The organism is Bacillus sp. XT-4, from assembly GCF_050864245.1.
GTDB lineage: Bacteria > Bacillota > Bacilli > Bacillales > Bacillaceae > Bacillus > Bacillus altitudinis.
Map to the genome: position 1 here is coordinate 194,577 of NZ_JBPAFI010000001.1, position 17,700 is coordinate 212,276.

Genomic DNA, 17,700 nt, shown 5'->3' on the forward strand with positions numbered 1-17,700 from the left:
GGTTCTCACGAATGCCACATTCACTCTGCGCCAGTACTCGTCCTTCCTAGAATGCAAAGATTTTCAATCACGCTGAAAAGAAGACAAATAGCCTTCCCAAATGGAAAAGGCTATTTACGAGACATCTTCAGCTTTTTCTTGTTTTTGAAAATCAAAAGCAAGAATCATGGTACCTAAAAATAATGCACAATAGGCGATATTTAAGTAAAACTGGTCGATATTTTCTGCTTTTAAATGAGAGGCAGCTGTCATGCCAAAGTATGCAGCAAATAAGAGCGACAGTAAACTAAAATATTGATAGACTCGCTTCATCGTTTCACTCCTGACTTACACGTTCTATTGCTTTGGATGATAATATGAGAATTCAATTTCATCATTCTCAAGATCAATTTTGTTCGCTTTGACATACATATCATTCGTCAGCGGCATTTCTGAAAGGCGCACTTCCACCGTTTTTTGGTCTGGTTTCACATGAACGAAATCAGGCAGTTCATAGAATTGACCCATGTAGCTTAAAACAAAACTGATTGGGATGCTTAATTGCCCAATTGAAAAGTCATCTACTTTCAGCAAAACATCCCCGTTATCTTCAACAGTTGGTGTAAATGATACATTTGCATTAATCGTTGAAGAAAAAGCTTTGATTGCACCTGTTACTTTCACATCTTGGTCAATCGCAACATGAAAGTCTGGCATATCGCTTGATCCTTGATTTTTCAAATAATCATTGACAAAGCTAGTGAGTGATTCTTTTGAACTAGAAATGTTAAAAGCATACTCGCTGTTCACTTCTTTTTTCGAAGCGGATTGATCGCTCGGCAGCAGCATAAAAATACCGCAAACAAGAACAATCAATAGATTAATTGACAGTAAAATAAAAAATAAACTCTTCCATTTTTTCATCTTTTCACCCTATTCCTTCGGCAGTCCTTCTTTTTTCACTTCTGAGAATAAACGATTTGCCATAAGAGAGTACCCCTTTTGGTTTGGGTGGAAATCATCATCTGCCAGTAATTTTTCATCTTTATCATCTTCAAATAAATCTGCTACATCGATCATATCAGCATTGCCGTCTTTTTTTAGTTCTTTTTCGGCAGCAGCATTCCAGTCTTTTACGACCTCATCAATATCTCTCAGCTCAGACAAGCTGAACTTAAAAGGATTGTACATACTGACATACATGATCTTTGCATGGTCATTATGCTCTCTTAATTGAGCAAGAATGGTCTTAAAACGCTCTTCAAAAGGACCTTGCTCTTTTTGAAAAGGAGCAAATGTCAAGTTGAGCACATTTTGACGGACGACATGCATTAAGTCATTTCCGCCGATCGTAAAGAAAATATAATCAGCGTCTTTCAGTCCATCCTGCACTTTTTTTTCTTTTAATCTTTTTAATAAATCTACCGTTCTACTGCCTTTAATGGCATAGTTTTTTAATGTAACAGACTGTACGCCGTCCACCGCTTCTATCTTGTCACGGGTGATGCCTGCATACCCTTTTTTATTTTGATCTCCGATTCCTTCTGTTAAGGAATCTCCAACCGCTGCGATCGTAATATGTTCTTTTACGTTTTGTGTGTCTTCTAGTTTATCCTTTATGCCAGCCTCTTGCGCGGAACATGCAGAAAGAACAAAAGCTAGAGACATCACAATCAAAATCAAACGAGCCTTCAAACGATGATGTCCCTCCTTTTTCTGATTAAAAAAGTGTATCATGTTTTCGCTCATTTGAACATCCTTATGCTAGCTTCGATTCAGTGTTTTGATGTCCTTGATGATTTCATCATATGGCGTATTTTGAACACCATCATAGTTTTTCATCACTTTTCCTTCTTGATCAACGAGGAAAAACAGAGATTGATGTATCACTTGGTCTTCGTCTTCAGGTTTTTTCACAATCGTCTTAAAGCTTTTCATTGCAAATTTTTCAATCGCTGACTGCGAGTAACCAGTGAGAAAATCCCAATTTTTAAAGGATAATGGATATGCTTTTGCAAATTCCTTTAGCTTTTTCGGTGAATCCACCTCTGGATCGACGCTAAATGAAATGATGTGCGCATCCAATTTTTCTTCTTTTAACCGTTTTTGTAGCTCTGTCATATGTGCGGTCATCGGCGGGCAAATCGTTTCACAGCTTGTGAAAATAAAATCTGCCACCCAGACTTTCCCCTTTAAATCGTCAAGAGTCACCTTTTGACCATCCTGGTTTTGATACTCAAACGGCTGGATTTGATAATTTAATGCATCCTTGATTTGTCCATTTGAACATGAGACTAAAAGAAGCACGCTTATAATCGTAAGCGCACCAAATAAGGCTCCCCTTTTTGTATACATGACCATTACATCCCCTTTTCAATCAATCGGTATAAAAAGTAAAGCCTATAGCGCCCTTACCAGTATGACAGGAAATAATCGGTGTTGTATAAGCGATGTCAACTAGTGCATCAGGTGTGTGATCAAGCAGTGCTGCTTTAAGCTTTTCTGCAAGTTCTAATGCGTCTGCATGTGCAATCCCAATGGCCTGAACGGTTTTCCCTTTCACCGCCTGTACATACTGTTTTGTCAAATAGCGGACAAGAGCGGAGTAACTTCTCACATTCGCTTCTGGTGTGTATATGCCGTCTGTTAAGCTGGCAATTGGTTTAATATGAAGAAGTGAACCGATCAGCGCCTTTCCTCTTCCAATTCGTCCACCTTTCACGAGATTTTCTAATGTATCGATTGTGACAAATAGCTTTGTTTTAAGACGAATTTTGTCCATTTCTTTGAGGATGTCATCACGGCTTGCCCCTTTTTTTGCAAGCTCTGCTGCTTTGGTGACTTGAAACCCTAAACCATAGGAAATAAAATTCGAATCAATGACAGTGATATTCCCGTCTACCATTTTAGAAGCGCTTTCAGCAGTTTGAACCGTACCACTCATCCCACCAGTTAAATGGATACTAATGACTTCGCTTCCATCTGCCGTCAGTTTTTCATATAATTCGACGAATTGACCGATCGCAGGTTGAGACGTTTTCGGCAGTTCCTCAGCGGCCTCCATTTTTTCAATAAATTCATCTGGCTGTATGTTCACTCGGTCAATATAATCAACCCCAGAAATGGAGATATTGAGCGGAATGACATGAATGGAAAGATCATTGATTTTTTCTTGCGGAAGGTCCACAGTTGAATCTGTTACAATTTTAATTTGTTTCACTATCGTCTCATCCTTGCTGTCTTAGTCTTTACATATGATATTACCTTATTTCGTGCATACTTGAAAACAACTGTCAGAACGTTTTTGAAATTGTCACATTTTCTTCTTTTCATGTAAAAAATCCTTGCCAAGATGAGTAGCCCCCATTTGAAAATGGCCGCTCACTCTCTTTGGCAAAGATTCCAATTTACGCATTGTGTTTTAGTGTAGGCTCTTGGTAGATCTGTTCATATGTGCTCCACTTGACGTTACGTTTCACATCCTCCCTGAAAGAGTACACATGCCTCTTTCCCTTAGATACATAGACTTTTTTCAAGAAAGCTTCAAGTCTAAAGGTGAGCATGAAACCATAGGATTCATCTCCCTTTAAAACAGGGACTTCTGTTACCTTGATCTGAGCTCCATCCATCCGTCTAAAACATATTGTTTTGAGCAGCACAAACGATCAATCCTCTTTTCCAATTATCTGTTAAGCCTAAATAAATAGGTGGAATAAATCTTGATCTTTATTCACTTCAACATAGTGGAAGCCTTTTTTATTCATTCGGTCAATCAGCGCTGCATAGTCATCTCTTTCTTTCAATTCGATCCCAACAAGCGCAGGTCCTTTGCTTCGGTTATTCTTTTTCGTATATTCAAAGCGTGAGATATCATCATTTGGCCCTAACACTTCATCCAAAAATTCCCTGAGAGCACCTGCTCTTTGCGGAAAATTAACGATGAAATAATGCTGGAGTCCTTCATAAATCATGGAGCGTTCCTTGATTTCTTGCATCCGGCCAATGTCATTATTGCCTCCGCTGACAATACAAACGACATTTTTCCCTTTAATCTCCTCACGATGTGCATCTAAAGCCGCGATCGGTAACGCACCCGCTGGCTCAGCTACAATGGCACATTGATTATACAGCTCTAAAATGGTTGTACATACTTTTCCTTCTGGTACAAGACTAATCTTATCGACAACAGACTGAAGCGATGTAAACGTCTTTTCGCCAATCCGCTGAACCGCTGCTCCATCTACAAACTTATCTATTGAATCAAGTGTGACAACCTCCCCTTTCTCGTGGGAAGCATGAAGTGAGGCGGCACCAAGCGGCTCGACTGCAATAATTTCTGTTTCTGGTGCGATATTTTTCATATACGTGCCAACGCCAGATAACAAACCTCCGCCCCCAACACTTGCAAATAAAAAGTGAGGCTCCACTTCGATATCATTTAATATTTCTACAGCAGTTGTTCCTTGTCCTGCCATGACATCTAAATCATCAAATGGATGAATAAATTCCCGCTTTTCCTTATCTCCACATTTGACTGCTTCATGATACGAATCATCAAAGGTATCTCCGGTTAAGATAATGTCAACATATTCTTTTCCGAAAAGCTCCACTTGAGATACTTTTTGCCTTGGTGTGGTAGCAGGCATAAAAATTTTTCCGTGGATACCTAAATATTTGCAAGAATAGGCAACGCCTTGTGCGTGATTTCCTGCACTGGCACAAACAATGCCGTTTTCTAGTTTTTCTTTTGGCAACTGGCTCATTTTATTAAAAGCGCCTCTTAATTTAAAAGAACGAACAACCTGCAGGTCCTCTCTTTTTAAGTAGACATTACATTCATATCGTTCAGAAAGTCGCTCATTTTTTTGAAGTGGAGTATGAATCACTACATCCTTCAAATTTTGATGGGCTTTTAAGATGTCTTTCACTTGAATTAGCGTGTTTTCTTTGAGCAACGGTTTCATGTACAAGATCCTTTCTCTTTAACCTTATTTAATTTGTCATTATAACATGAATATTCAAAAAATAAACCAATAGATCATGGATCGGAGATAAATTTCATGAACTTTTTCGTTTTTCTATACATTTGTTCTAATTGGGTGTTATAATAAAACCAATTAGAACCAAAAGAAAGGAATCGCTCGATGACCACACATCCGTTTGCTAATATATATGGAGAACACCAAGATATAAAACACGCCATTCATTTGGCAAAACAATTCACGAAAAACGATCAGCCTGTGTTGATCACAGGTGAAATTGGAACAGGCAAATCACGCTTTGCACAAGAAATGGCCCATTCATTTGCTGCGCAGGCTTCGATGAAACATATCTACTGCCCCATTGTAGATGAAGTAACTTTGCAGGAAGCATTTACTCATGCGGCAAATCATGTGCTTTATTTAGACGAAGTCAGCGCATTCAGTATTCCTATGCAGCATCAGGTCATTCGTTTTCTCGAAGTTTCTCCTGCAACAAAAATCATTGCTTCTTCGTCTTTATCATTAGAGGCGATGAGCGTTTCATCCAGTTTTTTACCTGAGCTGTTTTATCGGCTCAATGTGCTTCATATCCCTCTCCCGCCCTTAGAAGATCGAAAAACAGATATTCCTATTTTAACCGCTGCTTTCTTTCAGGAACTGAACATGACGCCTGACATCGACTCAAGTGTGTGGGAAGTCTTACAGCAATATTCGTTTGAAGGGAATGTCCAGGAGCTCAAAAATATCGTTCATTATGCAGCTGCAATTCTCGAAGGGCAAACAGTTTTCTTGCATCACTTGCCACCTTTTGTATTATTACCACAACAAACAGCTGGTAAAGGAAAAAAAGAAGAACACCAGCTCACGCTTATGGAGAAACAAGAATTTGTTTTCTTACTCGAAGCCATTAAGTCTCTAAATGAAAAAGGAGAAGCAGCCAGCAGACGTATCTTGTCTGAGTTAAGCAAACAAGGCGACATCCCGCTGACCCCTCAGCAAGTCAGGAGTCGATTAGATGATCTTGAGAAAAAAGCCTATGTGACGAAAGGGAAAGGCAGAGCTGGAACGAAGATTACACTTGAAGGTCTCTCATTTCTGAAGTCGCTTGATGGTTATATACCGGTTCAATAAAGGAGGACATCCATTGTTTACTGTAAAAGAAGAAATTGCCAACGCAATTACACATGGCATTGGCGTCATTTTATCCATTCCCGCCATTGTTTTTCTCGTTTTATTCGCTGTTCAATACGGCACTGTCACTGACATTATTAGCTTTTCGATATTTGGCGCGTCGATGCTGCTGCTTTATTTAAGCTCTACTTTGCTTCATAGCATTCGGCACAAAAAAACAAAAGATATATTTGAAATCCTTGACCACTCTGCGATTTATGTATTGATTGCTGGTACATATACGCCATTTTTGCTTGGCCCATTAAAAGGCGCACTTGGCTATACTCTTCTTGCAATCGTATGGGCACTTGCTGCAGGCGGTATCGTTTTTAAAATCTTTTTCGTCAAACGGTTTATCATTGTATCTACCCTTGTTTATTTATTAATGGGCTGGATGATTATCATCGCAATTAAACCTCTGTACATTCAATTAACAGGAGCTGGATTCAGCCTCTTACTATTAGGCGGTATTTTGTATTCAGTCGGAACGATCTTTTATATTTGGCGGAAAATTCCCTATCATCATGCGATTTGGCACAGCTTTGTTCTCGGTGGAAGTGCATCCATGTTCTTCTGCATTCTATTTTATTGCGTCAACATCCCAGCATGATTAAAAAACCAGCATCCGAATGTGGATGCTGGTTTTTTCTATGCGCGCTTTTGTGCGTAATCACTCATCTTGACCGGTGCTTTTATATGGATATCGACATTAACTGGACGAAGTCTTTTGACGATCTTCCCTGTTAAAAGACGTTCTGTACCGCTTGTTTCAACCGGAACAAGTGAGCAGTTACATTCTTCAGCAAGCGTTTCTGCCATGACACGATACTGTTCAGAAAGCAACAGACTCTGGCCAGATAGAACTCTTTCTCTTGCTTCTTCTATTAACGCCTCATCAGATTGATTCTGCTTGATCACCGCCATCTTCTTCAACCATTGTTTTAAGATGGGATAGCGAAACAGATGCGGTTTTGCCATAAAAGCAAATGGCTTCTCTAAGTGACCAATCAGCAATGTCGTCGTCACTGGATGATGTGCTTCTGTGACATAAATAACAGGACCATCTGGCAGCTTTTTTTGCTGATGAATGGTCATGACCGATCCTGATTGATCAATACACCCTCTGGCAAACCTTTTTGCATGCTCATGGATGAGATGCATTCGTTTCGTATAGGAAATGCGTGGATCCGTTAATTCATGATCATACAAATGCCTTATACTTTTAAAAAAGGATACAACAACATAAATCGTTAAAAACCAATAACGAAACAACCGTACTCCTCCTACTCACTTATCCTTCTTTTCTGTCATAGACGACAAATTCATAATTGTAGGGGTTCTTTTCGTCACGATGGCCTTTTTCACGTGATACAACCGTCCAATGATCTTCATCGTAATAAGGGAAGAAACGGTCGCCTTCAAATGAATGATGAATGTGCGTGATATATAGACGATCTGCGTATGGCATCATTTCCTCATACAGCTTAGACCCGCCAATGATCAATAATTCTTCCTCGGTCTTCGCAATGGTTAAAATATCATCGATTGAATGGACTACCTCGCATCCTTCAGCTTGAAAAGAAGAACTTGTGGTCAACACGATATTCCGGCGGTTAGGCAGTGCTCGTCCAATTGATTCAAACGTTTTTCTGCCCATGACAATGGTATGGCCACTTGTGACTTTTTTAAAATACGCTAAATCAGCGGGTAAATGCCAAGGCATTTGATTATCTTTGCCAATGACTCTGTCTTTTCCTGTCGCCACTATCATGGAAATCATACACTGACTTCTCCTTTAATATGCGGATGTGGATCATAGTTCTCAAGCACAAAATCATCAAACGTAAAATCAAAAATACTTTTGACATCTCTAGTGATGCGAAGCTGCGGAAGTGTGCGCTCCTCACGCTCTAATTGCATTTTGACCTGCGGAAGATGATTTTGATAAATATGAGCATCTCCTAGCGTATGAATAAACTCTCCTGGCTCAAGGTTTGTCACTTTGGCAATCATCATCGTTAGTAGTGCATACGAAGCAATATTAAAAGGCACACCTAAAAAGATATCTGCCGAACGTTGATAGAGCTGGCACGATAATTTACCGTTTGATATGTAAAATTGAAACAAGCAATGACAAGGAGGCAGCGCCATCTGATCAATTTCTCCTGGATTCCACGCACTGACAATCAATCTTCTCGAATTAGGATGATTCTCAATATCATGGATCAGCTTGCTGATCTGATCTACTGTCTCTCCGTCTCCACTCGCCCATGATCTCCACTGCGCACCATACACACGCCCTAGCTCTCCATTTTCATCTGCCCATTCATTCCAAATACGGACACCATTTTCTTGAAGATATTTGACATTTGTATCACCTTTTAAAAACCACAGTAACTCATGAATGATTGATTTCAGGTGTAATTTCTTTGTTGTTAATAAAGGAAACCCTTCCTGTAAATCAAATCTCATTTGGTAACCGAACGTGCTGATAGTGCCTGTTCCTGTTCTGTCACCTTTTTCATCCCCGTGCTGTAATACATGACGGCATAACTCTTTGTATTGTTTCATTTTTTTCATCCTTTATTTATGTTCTTGTTGTAGTTTACCTTATTTCTGCTTTTGTTGAAACCAATTGAAACCAAAAAAACATGTCTGCATGATGAGCAGACATGTTTTTCTTTTTATGCTTGATTCACTCGATCCTGCTCTTCGTCCTTAATATCTTGGTGAGAGTGAGCTATGCGGCTTGCTGCTGCTGCGGCAAGCGCAGCGACAAGGTCATCAAGGAAGGTGTGTACTTCACCAGGACGACCTTCATCTAATTCTCTAATAATACCAAATTTCTCTTTGTCTAGATAACCGAAGTTGGTCAAACCGATTGATCCATATACATTGACAATGGAAAGCGGAATAATCTCATCAATTCCATATAGCGGTTCATCTGTTTCAACTAAATGCTGCAAAGGTTCTGGCAAAAGCTTTTTTTCTGCCAGCTGATCAAGAGCAAGTCCTGTCAAAACTGCGTGGACAATTTCCCTTTTATTCAGCACTTTTTCAACATTTTCAATGCAGACACTAAGTGGAAGATTTGGGTTGTATTTCTCTTGGAGTTTCAGCACAATGTGTGCAATATCTTCTATTTTCACTCCACGCTCGTTTAACATCTGTTTTGTAATGCGAACCATTTCGTTCATTGTATACTTTTTCAATTGGCATGACATCTCCTTCTAGTGGCTCATCCAGCTCGGCGGGGTGTTTTTATCCCAGTAAATATTACCGAGTTCATGATGCGTCTGGAATCCATCTTCTGCTGTATGGTAGTGAAAATTAAACCAATATCCGCTGTGAGGCGGCTGATCTTTCCTGACATGAAAACGAAGCAAATCTTCTCCAGTCTTTCTATTATAAATGTGGAAGATTTTTTCCCCATTTCCGCTTGAAGGTTGATCAGTTAAAACAACATCTTGAAATTTTTCGTCATCTTTGAAATTTGTTAAAAAGTCAGTTAACACTTGTTCAATTTTTGGTTGAATCTCTTCTCTATACTCGTCCTCAATGACAGGTGTGATTTTACGACCAAATTTGAGAAAGGATTGGTTTTCTGCACTTGATAGAACCTCTTGCTTATATTGCTCAAAGGGGTCTACCCGCTCTTTGTTGTCTTCTTGCGATAATTCCCAGCTGCGCGTATCATCTGATGTATCATAAACTGCTGTATAAGGTGCTTTATCAGATGAAGAAAGTTCAGATGGCTTGTCTGTCATCAAAGCCGATGGAGGAGAGATTAAACCAAAAGTCGCAATCGTAAAGAGTGCAACAAGCGTTTTTCTCATCCACATTTTCATGATATCTAATTCCTTCCATAAGTTATCATACTGCTATTCTAGCATATAATGAATTTTCAGTCATTCAATTTGGTCATTGAGTTGAGACTTTCTTTTTCATGATAAAACGTTTACAATGACAGTAACGACGACTAAAATTTGGGAGGAATGGATATGCTTGAAGGGTTTTTCATCACAGCTTCCTTGCTGACGTTATTTTATTTTGTCTATATGGAGATCACCGATTAAAAGCCCTGAAATAGGGCTTTTTTAATTGTTAAGAGTGATTAAAGTTTTGTTGATTTGTCTTCTTCTATTGAGATATATCCGTAATGGAATTGGGCGGTTTTACGTTTCATCACCTGAAATTGATAGGAATCAGTGGTAAATCGTGTGCTTTTCCAATGATCTTTTAAAACCACTCTTTTGCTAGCCACTCTCATTGCTTCTTTCACAGCGGTTTCATGGTCAAAATGATGCTCAGCTGCATGACGAAGCGGCATCATACTAGCAGACTCTTGTATGGTTTCTTCAAACATTGGATCAAAATAGACGATATCATAGGATCGATCAGGGAGCTTCTTTAACTGCTCAATACTATCCCCGCTGATGACAGATATCCGTTTCATCGCCTCGTCTGCCTCTCTCACACCCGTTTCCCATGTGCTGAGTCCTTCTCGAACAAGCAATGCCGTCATCGGATTTTTTTCAATGCCTGCCACTTCTCCATTGGCGCCTGTAGCGCAGCTTGCGGTAATCGCATCTGATCCTAACCCAAGCGTACAATCTAAAAAGGAGTCGCCCGGCTTTAATTGTGCTGCTTCTATTAATGGATCTTTTTCACCACGAAGGACCCGCTTCACCCTAAACATCGCTGAGCTTGGATGGAAAAAGAACTTTTCACCATTTGGCTGATACCATTCAAATCGTTCTTTCCCAACAACGAGTACATCCCCCCGCTTAATCGCAAGCTGTTTGACAGATTGTTTACGCCGCTCGATATACTCACCATGCAAGTCCTTTGCGAGAGCCTTTGCCGTTTCAATTGTTTGTTCATTTGCTCTAAAGCTTGTTGTAATGAGCATGTCGTTCCTCCATCATAATCAAGAAAAAATGCCCTGATTGGATCACAGGACATTTCAACACTAGTATTAGCAATGTTTTTCAAATGCAGATAAGACGTTCTTCATAATATCTTCCATTTCATGACCTTCAATTTCGTCACGCGGGATAAAGTGAACGAGTTCATTTCCTTTTAAAAGTGCCATAGATGGAGAAGATGGCTCCTCACCTGTGAAGTATTCTCTCATTTTAGCCGTAGCTTCCCGGTCCTGACCAGCAAAGACCGTCACCATTCGATCTGGTGCTTTTTCTGCTTTCATGACAGCTTGAGTAGCAGCAGGGCGTGCTAAACCGGCAGCACATCCGCATACGGAATTGACGACAACAAATGTTGTTCCTTCTGCTTCCTGCATCGTTTTTTCTACTTCTTCTTCAGTCGTCAATTCTTGAAACCCTGCACTTGTCAGTTCTTGGCGCATTGGTACGACGAGCTGACGCATATATTCTTCATATGCCATTGACATAAAAAAGCCCCCTCTATAATCCTTATGTTGTGAATAAAGGATACTATAGAGAGAGCCAATTTTCAAATGATCAATTTCACATTAAATTTTCATGATTCCGCCTGTATTGGCTGATGTCACAAGTTTTGAGTATCTGGCAAGGTAACCTGTTTTTACTTTTGGCTCAAAGCCTTTCCAGTTTGCTTTTCTTTTTTCCCATTCTTCTTCCGGGACATCTACGCTTAAAATGCGTTTTTCGATATCGACAACGACATGATCACCATTTTCAACAAAGGCAAGCGGGCCGCCTTCTGCTGCCTCTGGAGAGACGTGTCCAATAGACAATCCGCGAGAAGCACCGGAGAATCGTCCGTCTGTAATTAAAGCAACCTTTGGACCAAGTCCCATTCCGACAATTTGTGAAGTTGGTGCAAGCATTTCAGGCATGCCTGGACCGCCTTTAGGTCCTTCATAACGAATAATGACAACATGTCCTGCTTCTACTTTTCGATTAATGATTCCTTCAAGTGCTTCCTCTTGGGATTCAAATACGATCGCAGGTCCTTCATGACGCGTGATGCCGTCTTGTACACCGCCTGTTTTAATGATCGCTCCATCTGGCGCAAGGTTTCCAAATAAAACGGCTAAGCCGCCCTTTTCAGTAAATGGCTTGTCAATTGGATAAATGACGTTATAATCTTTTACCTCATGCCCTGCGATGTTCTCGCCTAACGTTTTCGCTGTGACGGTCATGGTATCTAAATGAAGAGCCCCCTCTTTTTTGGACAATTCATTTAGTGCAGCGGTCACTCCGCCAGCTTCATGTAAATCTTCAATATATACATCTGAAGCTGGAGCGAGTTTGGATAAATGCGGCACTCGTTCTGCGACTTCATTAATACGCTCAAGTGAATATTCAACGCCCGCTTCGTTTGCAATCGCCAATGTATGAAGAACTGTATTGGTTGAACCACCAAGTGCCATATCTAAAGCAAATGCGTTATCGATCGCTTTTTCCGTGACAATATCACGTGGTTTAATGTCTTTTTTGATTAGCTCCATCAATTGTTTTGCTGACTTCTTCGCAAATTCTCTTCGTTCTGGTGATGTCGCCAGAATGGTCCCATTTCCAGGAAGAGCAATCCCAAGCGCCTCTGCTAGACAGTTCATTGAATTTGCTGTAAACATACCAGAGCAAGATCCGCATGTTGGACAGCCAAACTGCTCTAATTCGTTTAATTCCTCTTCATTAATTTTCCCTGATTGGTATGCCCCTACGCCTTCAAAGACAGAAGAAAGAGAAATTTTCCTGCCATCACTTGTTCTCCCAGCTTCCATCGGTCCACCACTGACAAATACAGTTGGGATATTCACACGCATGGCAGCCATCATCATACCTGGCGTGATTTTATCACAGTTAGGAATACAAACCATGCCATCAAACCAGTGTGCAGACACCACGGTCTCTACTGAATCAGCAATGATTTCACGGCTTGGCAATGAATATCTCATCCCAATATGCCCCATCGCAATACCATCATCTACCCCAATTGTATTGAATTCAAATGGAACACCGCCAGCTTCACGAATGGCTTCTTTCACAATTTTTCCGAATTCCTGAAGATGGACATGCCCTGGGACAATATCAATATAGGAATTACATACGGCAATAAACGGCTTACCAAAATCCTCATCTTTTACCCCAGCTGCTCTTAGTAAGCTTCGGTGAGGTGCTCTGTCAATTCCTTGTTTAATCATATTACTGCGAAGTTCTGCCATCTGTTTAAAAAGCCTCCTATACTACTAGTCTTGTTGACTGTATGATTTTGAGTTGATTTTATTTTACAAATTTTCTGTTTATTTAGCCACCTATAATAGATAGTGACTGATTTCTCTGCTGAAGCAAGTGCTCAGCAAGGATTGTGTCATAAAATCTGACCTCCAATATTCTATATTGGTACTACTATATAGAGTTTTTTCTCATATTTCAACAATATTCAAAATAATTTTTCTAAAAAAATTTTTCTGCCAATAAAAAAGCCCTTTTCAGAAAACAAGCTGCCTTTTATTGGCAGCTGTCTCATCGTCTTATGATTCTGATGCATTTTTTCTACTTTCTGTCATTTGCTTCCACACAGAGCCTTTTGCTTCTTCTCCGTGCTCAATTCGTTCGATGGCCATTTTCACTTGAAGACTGACTTCAAATTCAGGGTCCTGCTCCGCTTCTTTTAAAGCTTCGAGTGCTGTTTCGTCACCTTCTTCATAAAGGAACATGGCCGCACGCCAGCGGACAAGCTTACTTGGGTCCTTTAAGGCTGCGATCATCGCTTCAATCGCACTAGAATCACCAAGATCTGAAATACAATCTCCAGCAGTTCTTCTAACCGTCACTGTTTTATCTTCAAGCCCTTTATATAAAATAGGCAAAATGGCTGGATCTTCAATCATGCCAGCATTCACAACAGCTTGTCTGCGAATCGATGTTTTTGGATCCTCCATCGCTTTCATTAAAACAGGTATATCTTTTTTCTCTGGCTGCATTTGCTCTAAATGAGCAAAACGTTTCTTCCAATCTTCATCGCGCAGCATCTCTTCTGTCACATCATATGCTTTTCGGTTCACTTGTTTATCTACAGCCTCTTGACCTTCCTTCACTGCCTCTGTTAAACGGGATAAACGCTCGTCGTCATATGCAGCTTGCAGCTCTTCTGTGACTTCTTGACCGATATCAGCAAATTCTCCAAAACGTACGCCATGTTCTTTCCACACACGTTCAAATACAACATTATCTGAACTGCTTCTTAGCTTTAAAATCGCTGCCTGGAAACGTTCAGGCATTCCAAATCGTTCTTCTCTTTCACCGTCTGTCAGCTTGACCTGCATCGGAATCCCATTAAACATTTGAACATGCACTTTGACTTCTCCAAATGTGTCATCACCTGACTGCGATTCTCCCTGAAGACCTTCTGTTTCTTGTCCAAAGGCTTCTCTGACTTGCTGTAAAATACCTTGCCAATCAAATTTCGCATTACGCTCAACCGCTAAGAAATCGGCTACATGGTAAACACCTTTTACACCTTCAATGGTTAAAATTCGCTTGATCATCTCTGGCGCTTCGTCTTTTTGATCTTTTTTGTAGTTATTGCTTTTACCGCCTGCAAGCGCTTCTGTCAAAATGACTTTCATTGTATTCGGGCTTGGCGTTGGTTCTATGGCAGTTATTTTCATCTATACATCCTCCTTACACACATAAAGACCCTACTCATCTGTAAGGCCGCATTCTTCTTTCCATGTCTTGATAAATAGACACATAAACTCATGCCGCTCATGAGCCAGCTGCTTTCCAGCACGTGTGTTCATCAAGTCTTTTAATTGAAGCAGCTTTTCTTGCATATGCAAAAGTACTGTGCCTTGGTGAGCACCCTCTGTATAGTGAGGCTCCCCTTTTGCACCTGCATATGTAAACACCCTTGCAATCCCAGTTGCACCTATCGCATCTAGCCGATCTGCATCTTGAACAATGGCCCCTTCTAATGTCACTGGCTGATGCTGCATATGCCGGTGACGAAAAGACATCGTTGTAATAATATCCATGATATAGCGAATATCTCGCGTGTCCACTTCCCACAAAAGGAGCTGCTGCTTGAGATCATGCGGTGAAAGCTTCCATTCACTAGACAGCTTGTCATCAATGACATCATGGACAATCGCTGCCATTTCAATGACAAAAAGCGACCCGCCCTCCTGTTGTGCAATATGGACGGCAAGCTGGCGCACACGATTGATATGAGCTTCATCGTGTCCAGTCGGTTCATTCTTTAGCTGTTTTGAAACAAAGGAGGCAGCTGCCTCCAATTGTTCTTGCTGCTTACTCGAATACATGCTTATTTCTCCAAAAGAGCGATAATGGAGCTTTCTAATTCTTTTGGTGGTGTTTTAGGAGAAAATCGTTCAGTCACTTCTCCGTTTTGGTCAACGATAAATTTTGTGAAATTCCATTTCACCGTTTTTGTGCCAAGCACACCTTTCGCATGACTCGTTAAGTATTTGAAAAGCGGATGCGCATTGTCACCATTGACATCTACTTTTGCAAACATCGGGAAGGTCACACCATAGTTCAACGAACAGAATTCTTGAATTGCTTCTTCCCCTTCTGGCTCTTGATTCATAAATTGATTGCACGGAAATCCTAAAATTTCAAGGCCCTTTTCATGATATTGATCGTATAACTCTTGTAATTGTTTAAATTGAGGGGTCAGTCCACATTTGCTCGCTGTGTTCACGATGATCAGTACTTTCCCTTTGTAATCTGCCATTGATTTTTCCTGACCGTTAATGGTCTTGACCTGAATATCATAAATTGACATCTCATAGCCTCCTAGGATTCACTTTTTCCTATCGTAACATGCTTCTTTTAGAAAATCGCTTTTTATGCTTCCTGCTAAAAGAGTCCAGTCACACTGCCGTCTTCTAATAAATCCATCTCAAGTGCCGCAGGTTTTTTAGGGAGACCTGGCATGGTCAGAATGCTTCCCGTTAGTGCAACGATAAAACCTGCCCCTACAGATGGTTTTAACTCTCGAATCGTAACGGTAAAGCCTTTTGGTCTGCCGATTAAAGCTGGATCATCCGATAGTGAATATTGCGTTTTTGCCATACAAACCGGCAAATGGGCCCAGCCATTTTTCTCAATTGCAGCTAGCTGCTTTCTTGCTTTTGATGTAAGGTTGACGCCGTCTGCACCATAAACCACTTTGGCGACTTTTGACAACTTTTCTTCAATGGAATCTTGCTTCTCATATAAATAAGAAAAGCTGTTTTCATTCTTTTCAATGAGTGTCGTGAGCTCTTCGGCAAGTGCTACCCCGCCAGCTCCCCCTTCTTCCCATACATTGACGGCTTTGACTGGATGTCCATTCGTTTCGCACCAGTTTTCTATTGCTTGAATTTCTTCTTTTGTATCGGTAATAAAACGGTTCACTGCAACGATGTATGGTAGACCGAAGGCTTGCACTGTTTCAATATGCTTCTCTAAATTATGTATACCTTCTAATACAGCCTGTGCATTTGCTTCCTTGAGCTCTGTTTTCTGCATTCCGCCATGCATTTTTAGCGCCCTGACAGTTGCTACAATGACAACAGCGCCTGGTTTAAAATCACCGGCTCTTGTTTTGATGTGAAGAAATTTTTCCGCGCCGAGGTCTGCACCAAATCCCGCTTCTGTTACGACGTAATCTGCTAGTTTTGCCGCCATTTTTGTGGCAATTAAACTATTGCATCCATGTGCAATATTGGCAAAAGGACCACCATGAACAAGGGCTGGAGTTCCTTCAATCGTTTGAACAAGGTTTGGTTTCAGCGCATCTTTTAAAAGCAAGGTCAATACGCCTTCATATCCTAGATTTCCAACTGTGACCGGTTCACCTTCTTGATTGTAGGCAACAACAATAGAAGAAAGACGTTTTTTTAGATCGTTTAAGTCGTCTGCTAAACAGAGGATGGCCATCATTTCGGATGCAACCGTAATATCAAATCCATCTTCTCTAGGGTACCCATTTAATTGACCGCCAAGTCCTACGACCACTTGTCTTAGAGCACGATCGTTTAAATCTAACACTCGTTTCCATACAATTCGGCGTGCGTCGATCCCAAGCTCATTTCCGTGATGGATATGATTATCAATAAAAGCAGCTAAAGCGTTATGTGCAGATGTAATCGCATGAAAATCCCCTGTGAAATGAAGATTGATTTCTTCCATAGGCAACACCTGTGAATATCCGCCGCCAGCCGCACCGCCTTTAATACCCATTGTGGGACCTAGTGAAGGTTCACGCATGGCAATGATCGCTTTTTTCCCAATTTTCTCGAAGGCTTGACCTAGGCCAACTGTTACGGTGGACTTCCCCTCACCTGCTGGCGTTGGGTTGATCGAAGTCACAAGAATCACATTTCCTTCTTTTTGTTCCTTTAAACGGTCAAAAATAGTCAAAGATATTTTCGCTTTTGTGAAACCATAGCATTCTAATTCTTCGTCATGTATTTGTAATTTTGCTGCGATGTCTTGAATCGGTCTCAGCTTTGCCTTTTGAGCAATGTCAATATCTGATAAATGCTTTGTGATCATGATTAATGGCCTCCTTTTTTGACAGAAACAGCTTTCTTTTTTGCTCTATTTTT

General features: G+C 40.6%; 21 protein-coding genes. 2 read left to right on the forward strand and 19 right to left on the reverse strand.

The genetic code is table 11. The annotated features are described in order from the left end of the window. Nucleotides 1-114 precede the first annotated feature (114 nt). From ypmT to ilvA, 7 genes are all read right to left on the reverse strand, one after another. On the reverse strand, nt 115-312 hold the full coding sequence (gene ypmT, locus ACRRMM_RS00955) for a protein YpmT (RefSeq protein ID WP_008346409.1): 198 nt from the start codon (nt 310-312) through the stop codon (nt 115-117). Between the two features lie 24 nt (nt 313-336). Next, nucleotides 337-903 carry a YpmS family protein gene (locus ACRRMM_RS00960; protein WP_007500787.1) on the reverse strand — a complete coding sequence of 189 codons (567 nt, stop codon included), beginning with the start codon at nt 901-903 and terminating at the stop codon, nt 337-339. A gap of 9 nt (nt 904-912) precedes the next feature. Beyond that, entirely contained in the window at nt 913-1,674 is a 762-nt protein-coding gene (locus tag ACRRMM_RS00965; RefSeq protein WP_017359696.1) for an SGNH/GDSL hydrolase family protein, read from the reverse strand. Between the two features lie 69 nt (nt 1,675-1,743). Next, nucleotides 1,744-2,334: an SCO family protein gene (locus tag ACRRMM_RS00970; protein WP_186365185.1), complete on the reverse strand. Its 591-nt coding sequence runs from the start codon at nt 2,332-2,334 to the stop codon at nt 1,744-1,746. Nucleotides 2,335-2,356: 22 nt separating this feature from the next. After that, nucleotides 2,357-3,199: a DegV family protein gene (locus tag ACRRMM_RS00975; protein WP_017359697.1), complete on the reverse strand. Its 843-nt coding sequence runs from the start codon at nt 3,197-3,199 to the stop codon at nt 2,357-2,359. A 187-nt stretch (nt 3,200-3,386) separates the two neighbouring features. Beyond that, the gene (locus ACRRMM_RS00980; RefSeq protein WP_008346400.1) at nt 3,387-3,638 is read right to left on the reverse strand and encodes a YpmP family protein; all 252 of its coding nucleotides are present in this window, start codon (nt 3,636-3,638) and stop codon (nt 3,387-3,389) included. 36 nt (nt 3,639-3,674) lie between these two features. Beyond that, nucleotides 3,675-4,943 (reverse strand): threonine ammonia-lyase IlvA, encoded by a 1,269-nt coding sequence (gene ilvA, locus ACRRMM_RS00985; protein ID WP_008346398.1) that lies wholly within the window; start codon nt 4,941-4,943, stop codon nt 3,675-3,677. Between the two features lie 180 nt (nt 4,944-5,123). On the opposite strand from ilvA, the gene ACRRMM_RS00990 reads away from it, so the two are divergent. Then, entirely contained in the window at nt 5,124-6,092 is a 969-nt protein-coding gene (locus ACRRMM_RS00990; protein WP_058214050.1) for a sigma 54-interacting transcriptional regulator, read from the forward strand. Between the two features lie 13 nt (nt 6,093-6,105). Next, the gene (gene trhA / locus ACRRMM_RS00995; RefSeq protein ID WP_025207512.1) at nt 6,106-6,741 is read left to right on the forward strand and encodes a PAQR family membrane homeostasis protein TrhA; all 636 of its coding nucleotides are present in this window, start codon (nt 6,106-6,108) and stop codon (nt 6,739-6,741) included. A gap of 38 nt (nt 6,742-6,779) precedes the next feature. Here the strand turns inward: trhA and ACRRMM_RS01000 are convergent, their stop codons facing one another. The 12 genes from ACRRMM_RS01000 to ACRRMM_RS01055 form a co-directional block, all read right to left on the reverse strand. Further along, a complete protein-coding gene (locus tag ACRRMM_RS01000) occupies nt 6,780-7,403 on the reverse strand; it encodes a lysophospholipid acyltransferase family protein (RefSeq protein ID WP_428828409.1) in 624 nt (207 codons plus the stop codon). 19 nt (nt 7,404-7,422) lie between these two features. Further along, the gene (folA, locus tag ACRRMM_RS01005) at nt 7,423-7,911 is read right to left on the reverse strand and encodes a type 3 dihydrofolate reductase (protein ID WP_017359700.1); all 489 of its coding nucleotides are present in this window, start codon (nt 7,909-7,911) and stop codon (nt 7,423-7,425) included. Continuing rightward, complete coding sequence (locus tag ACRRMM_RS01010) at nt 7,908-8,702, reverse strand: thymidylate synthase (RefSeq protein ID WP_428828410.1); 795 nt, start codon at nt 8,700-8,702, stop codon at nt 7,908-7,910. Before ACRRMM_RS01010 ends, folA begins: the two co-directional genes overlap by 4 nt. A gap of 113 nt (nt 8,703-8,815) precedes the next feature. Further along, nucleotides 8,816-9,343, reverse strand: coding sequence for a phosphatidylglycerophosphatase A family protein (locus ACRRMM_RS01015; protein WP_008346387.1), 528 nt, complete (start codon nt 9,341-9,343; stop codon nt 8,816-8,818). An 18-nt stretch (nt 9,344-9,361) separates the two neighbouring features. After that, a complete protein-coding gene (locus tag ACRRMM_RS01020) occupies nt 9,362-9,979 on the reverse strand; it encodes a YpjP family protein (protein ID WP_428828411.1) in 618 nt (205 codons plus the stop codon). A gap of 266 nt (nt 9,980-10,245) precedes the next feature. Continuing rightward, complete coding sequence (locus ACRRMM_RS01025; protein ID WP_428828412.1) at nt 10,246-11,043, reverse strand: class I SAM-dependent methyltransferase; 798 nt, start codon at nt 11,041-11,043, stop codon at nt 10,246-10,248. A gap of 66 nt (nt 11,044-11,109) precedes the next feature. Next, nucleotides 11,110-11,544, reverse strand: coding sequence for a BrxA/BrxB family bacilliredoxin (locus ACRRMM_RS01030; protein ID WP_008346384.1), 435 nt, complete (start codon nt 11,542-11,544; stop codon nt 11,110-11,112). Between the two features lie 81 nt (nt 11,545-11,625). Continuing rightward, nucleotides 11,626-13,302 carry a dihydroxy-acid dehydratase gene (gene ilvD / locus ACRRMM_RS01035; RefSeq protein WP_007500822.1) on the reverse strand — a complete coding sequence of 559 codons (1,677 nt, stop codon included), beginning with the start codon at nt 13,300-13,302 and terminating at the stop codon, nt 11,626-11,628. A gap of 309 nt (nt 13,303-13,611) precedes the next feature. Beyond that, the gene (locus tag ACRRMM_RS01040) at nt 13,612-14,751 is read right to left on the reverse strand and encodes a conserved virulence factor C family protein (protein WP_017359705.1); all 1,140 of its coding nucleotides are present in this window, start codon (nt 14,749-14,751) and stop codon (nt 13,612-13,614) included. A gap of 30 nt (nt 14,752-14,781) precedes the next feature. After that, nucleotides 14,782-15,405, reverse strand: coding sequence for an HD domain-containing protein (locus ACRRMM_RS01045; protein ID WP_146271501.1), 624 nt, complete (start codon nt 15,403-15,405; stop codon nt 14,782-14,784). 2 nt (nt 15,406-15,407) lie between these two features. Continuing rightward, nucleotides 15,408-15,890, reverse strand: coding sequence for a glutathione peroxidase (locus tag ACRRMM_RS01050; protein ID WP_007500827.1), 483 nt, complete (start codon nt 15,888-15,890; stop codon nt 15,408-15,410). Between the two features lie 74 nt (nt 15,891-15,964). Next, on the reverse strand, nt 15,965-17,647 hold the full coding sequence (locus tag ACRRMM_RS01055; protein ID WP_206113933.1) for a formate--tetrahydrofolate ligase: 1,683 nt from the start codon (nt 17,645-17,647) through the stop codon (nt 15,965-15,967). Nucleotides 17,648-17,700: the final 53 nt, after the last annotated feature.

What these genes read in the sequence shown, in the direction of transcription:
- ACRRMM_RS00960 (WP_007500787.1), bottom strand. Translation starts at nt 903, where the DNA reads ATGAAAAAATGGAAGAGTTTATTTTTTATTTTACTGTCAATTAATCTA.
- ACRRMM_RS00990 (WP_058214050.1), top strand. Translation starts at nt 5,124, where the DNA reads ATGACCACACATCCGTTTGCTAATATATATGGAGAACACCAAGATATA.
- ACRRMM_RS00970 (WP_186365185.1), bottom strand. Translation starts at nt 2,334, where the DNA reads ATGTATACAAAAAGGGGAGCCTTATTTGGTGCGCTTACGATTATAAGC.
- folA (WP_017359700.1), bottom strand. Translation starts at nt 7,911, where the DNA reads ATGATTTCCATGATAGTGGCGACAGGAAAAGACAGAGTCATTGGCAAA.
- ACRRMM_RS01040 (WP_017359705.1), bottom strand. Translation starts at nt 14,751, where the DNA reads ATGAAAATAACTGCCATAGAACCAACGCCAAGCCCGAATACAATGAAA.
- ACRRMM_RS01025 (WP_428828412.1), bottom strand. Translation starts at nt 11,043, where the DNA reads ATGCTCATTACAACAAGCTTTAGAGCAAATGAACAAACAATTGAAACG.
- ACRRMM_RS01010 (WP_428828410.1), bottom strand. Translation starts at nt 8,702, where the DNA reads ATGAAACAATACAAAGAGTTATGCCGTCATGTATTACAGCACGGGGAT.
- ACRRMM_RS01055 (WP_206113933.1), bottom strand. Translation starts at nt 17,647, where the DNA reads ATGATCACAAAGCATTTATCAGATATTGACATTGCTCAAAAGGCAAAG.
- ilvD (WP_007500822.1), bottom strand. Translation starts at nt 13,302, where the DNA reads ATGGCAGAACTTCGCAGTAATATGATTAAACAAGGAATTGACAGAGCA.
- ACRRMM_RS01050 (WP_007500827.1), bottom strand. Translation starts at nt 15,890, where the DNA reads ATGTCAATTTATGATATTCAGGTCAAGACCATTAACGGTCAGGAAAAA.
- ACRRMM_RS01045 (WP_146271501.1), bottom strand. Translation starts at nt 15,405, where the DNA reads ATGTATTCGAGTAAGCAGCAAGAACAATTGGAGGCAGCTGCCTCCTTT.
- ACRRMM_RS01030 (WP_008346384.1), bottom strand. Translation starts at nt 11,544, where the DNA reads ATGTCAATGGCATATGAAGAATATATGCGTCAGCTCGTCGTACCAATG.
- ACRRMM_RS01020 (WP_428828411.1), bottom strand. Translation starts at nt 9,979, where the DNA reads ATGAAAATGTGGATGAGAAAAACGCTTGTTGCACTCTTTACGATTGCG.
- ilvA (WP_008346398.1), bottom strand. Translation starts at nt 4,943, where the DNA reads ATGAAACCGTTGCTCAAAGAAAACACGCTAATTCAAGTGAAAGACATC.
- ypmT (WP_008346409.1), bottom strand. Translation starts at nt 312, where the DNA reads ATGAAGCGAGTCTATCAATATTTTAGTTTACTGTCGCTCTTATTTGCT.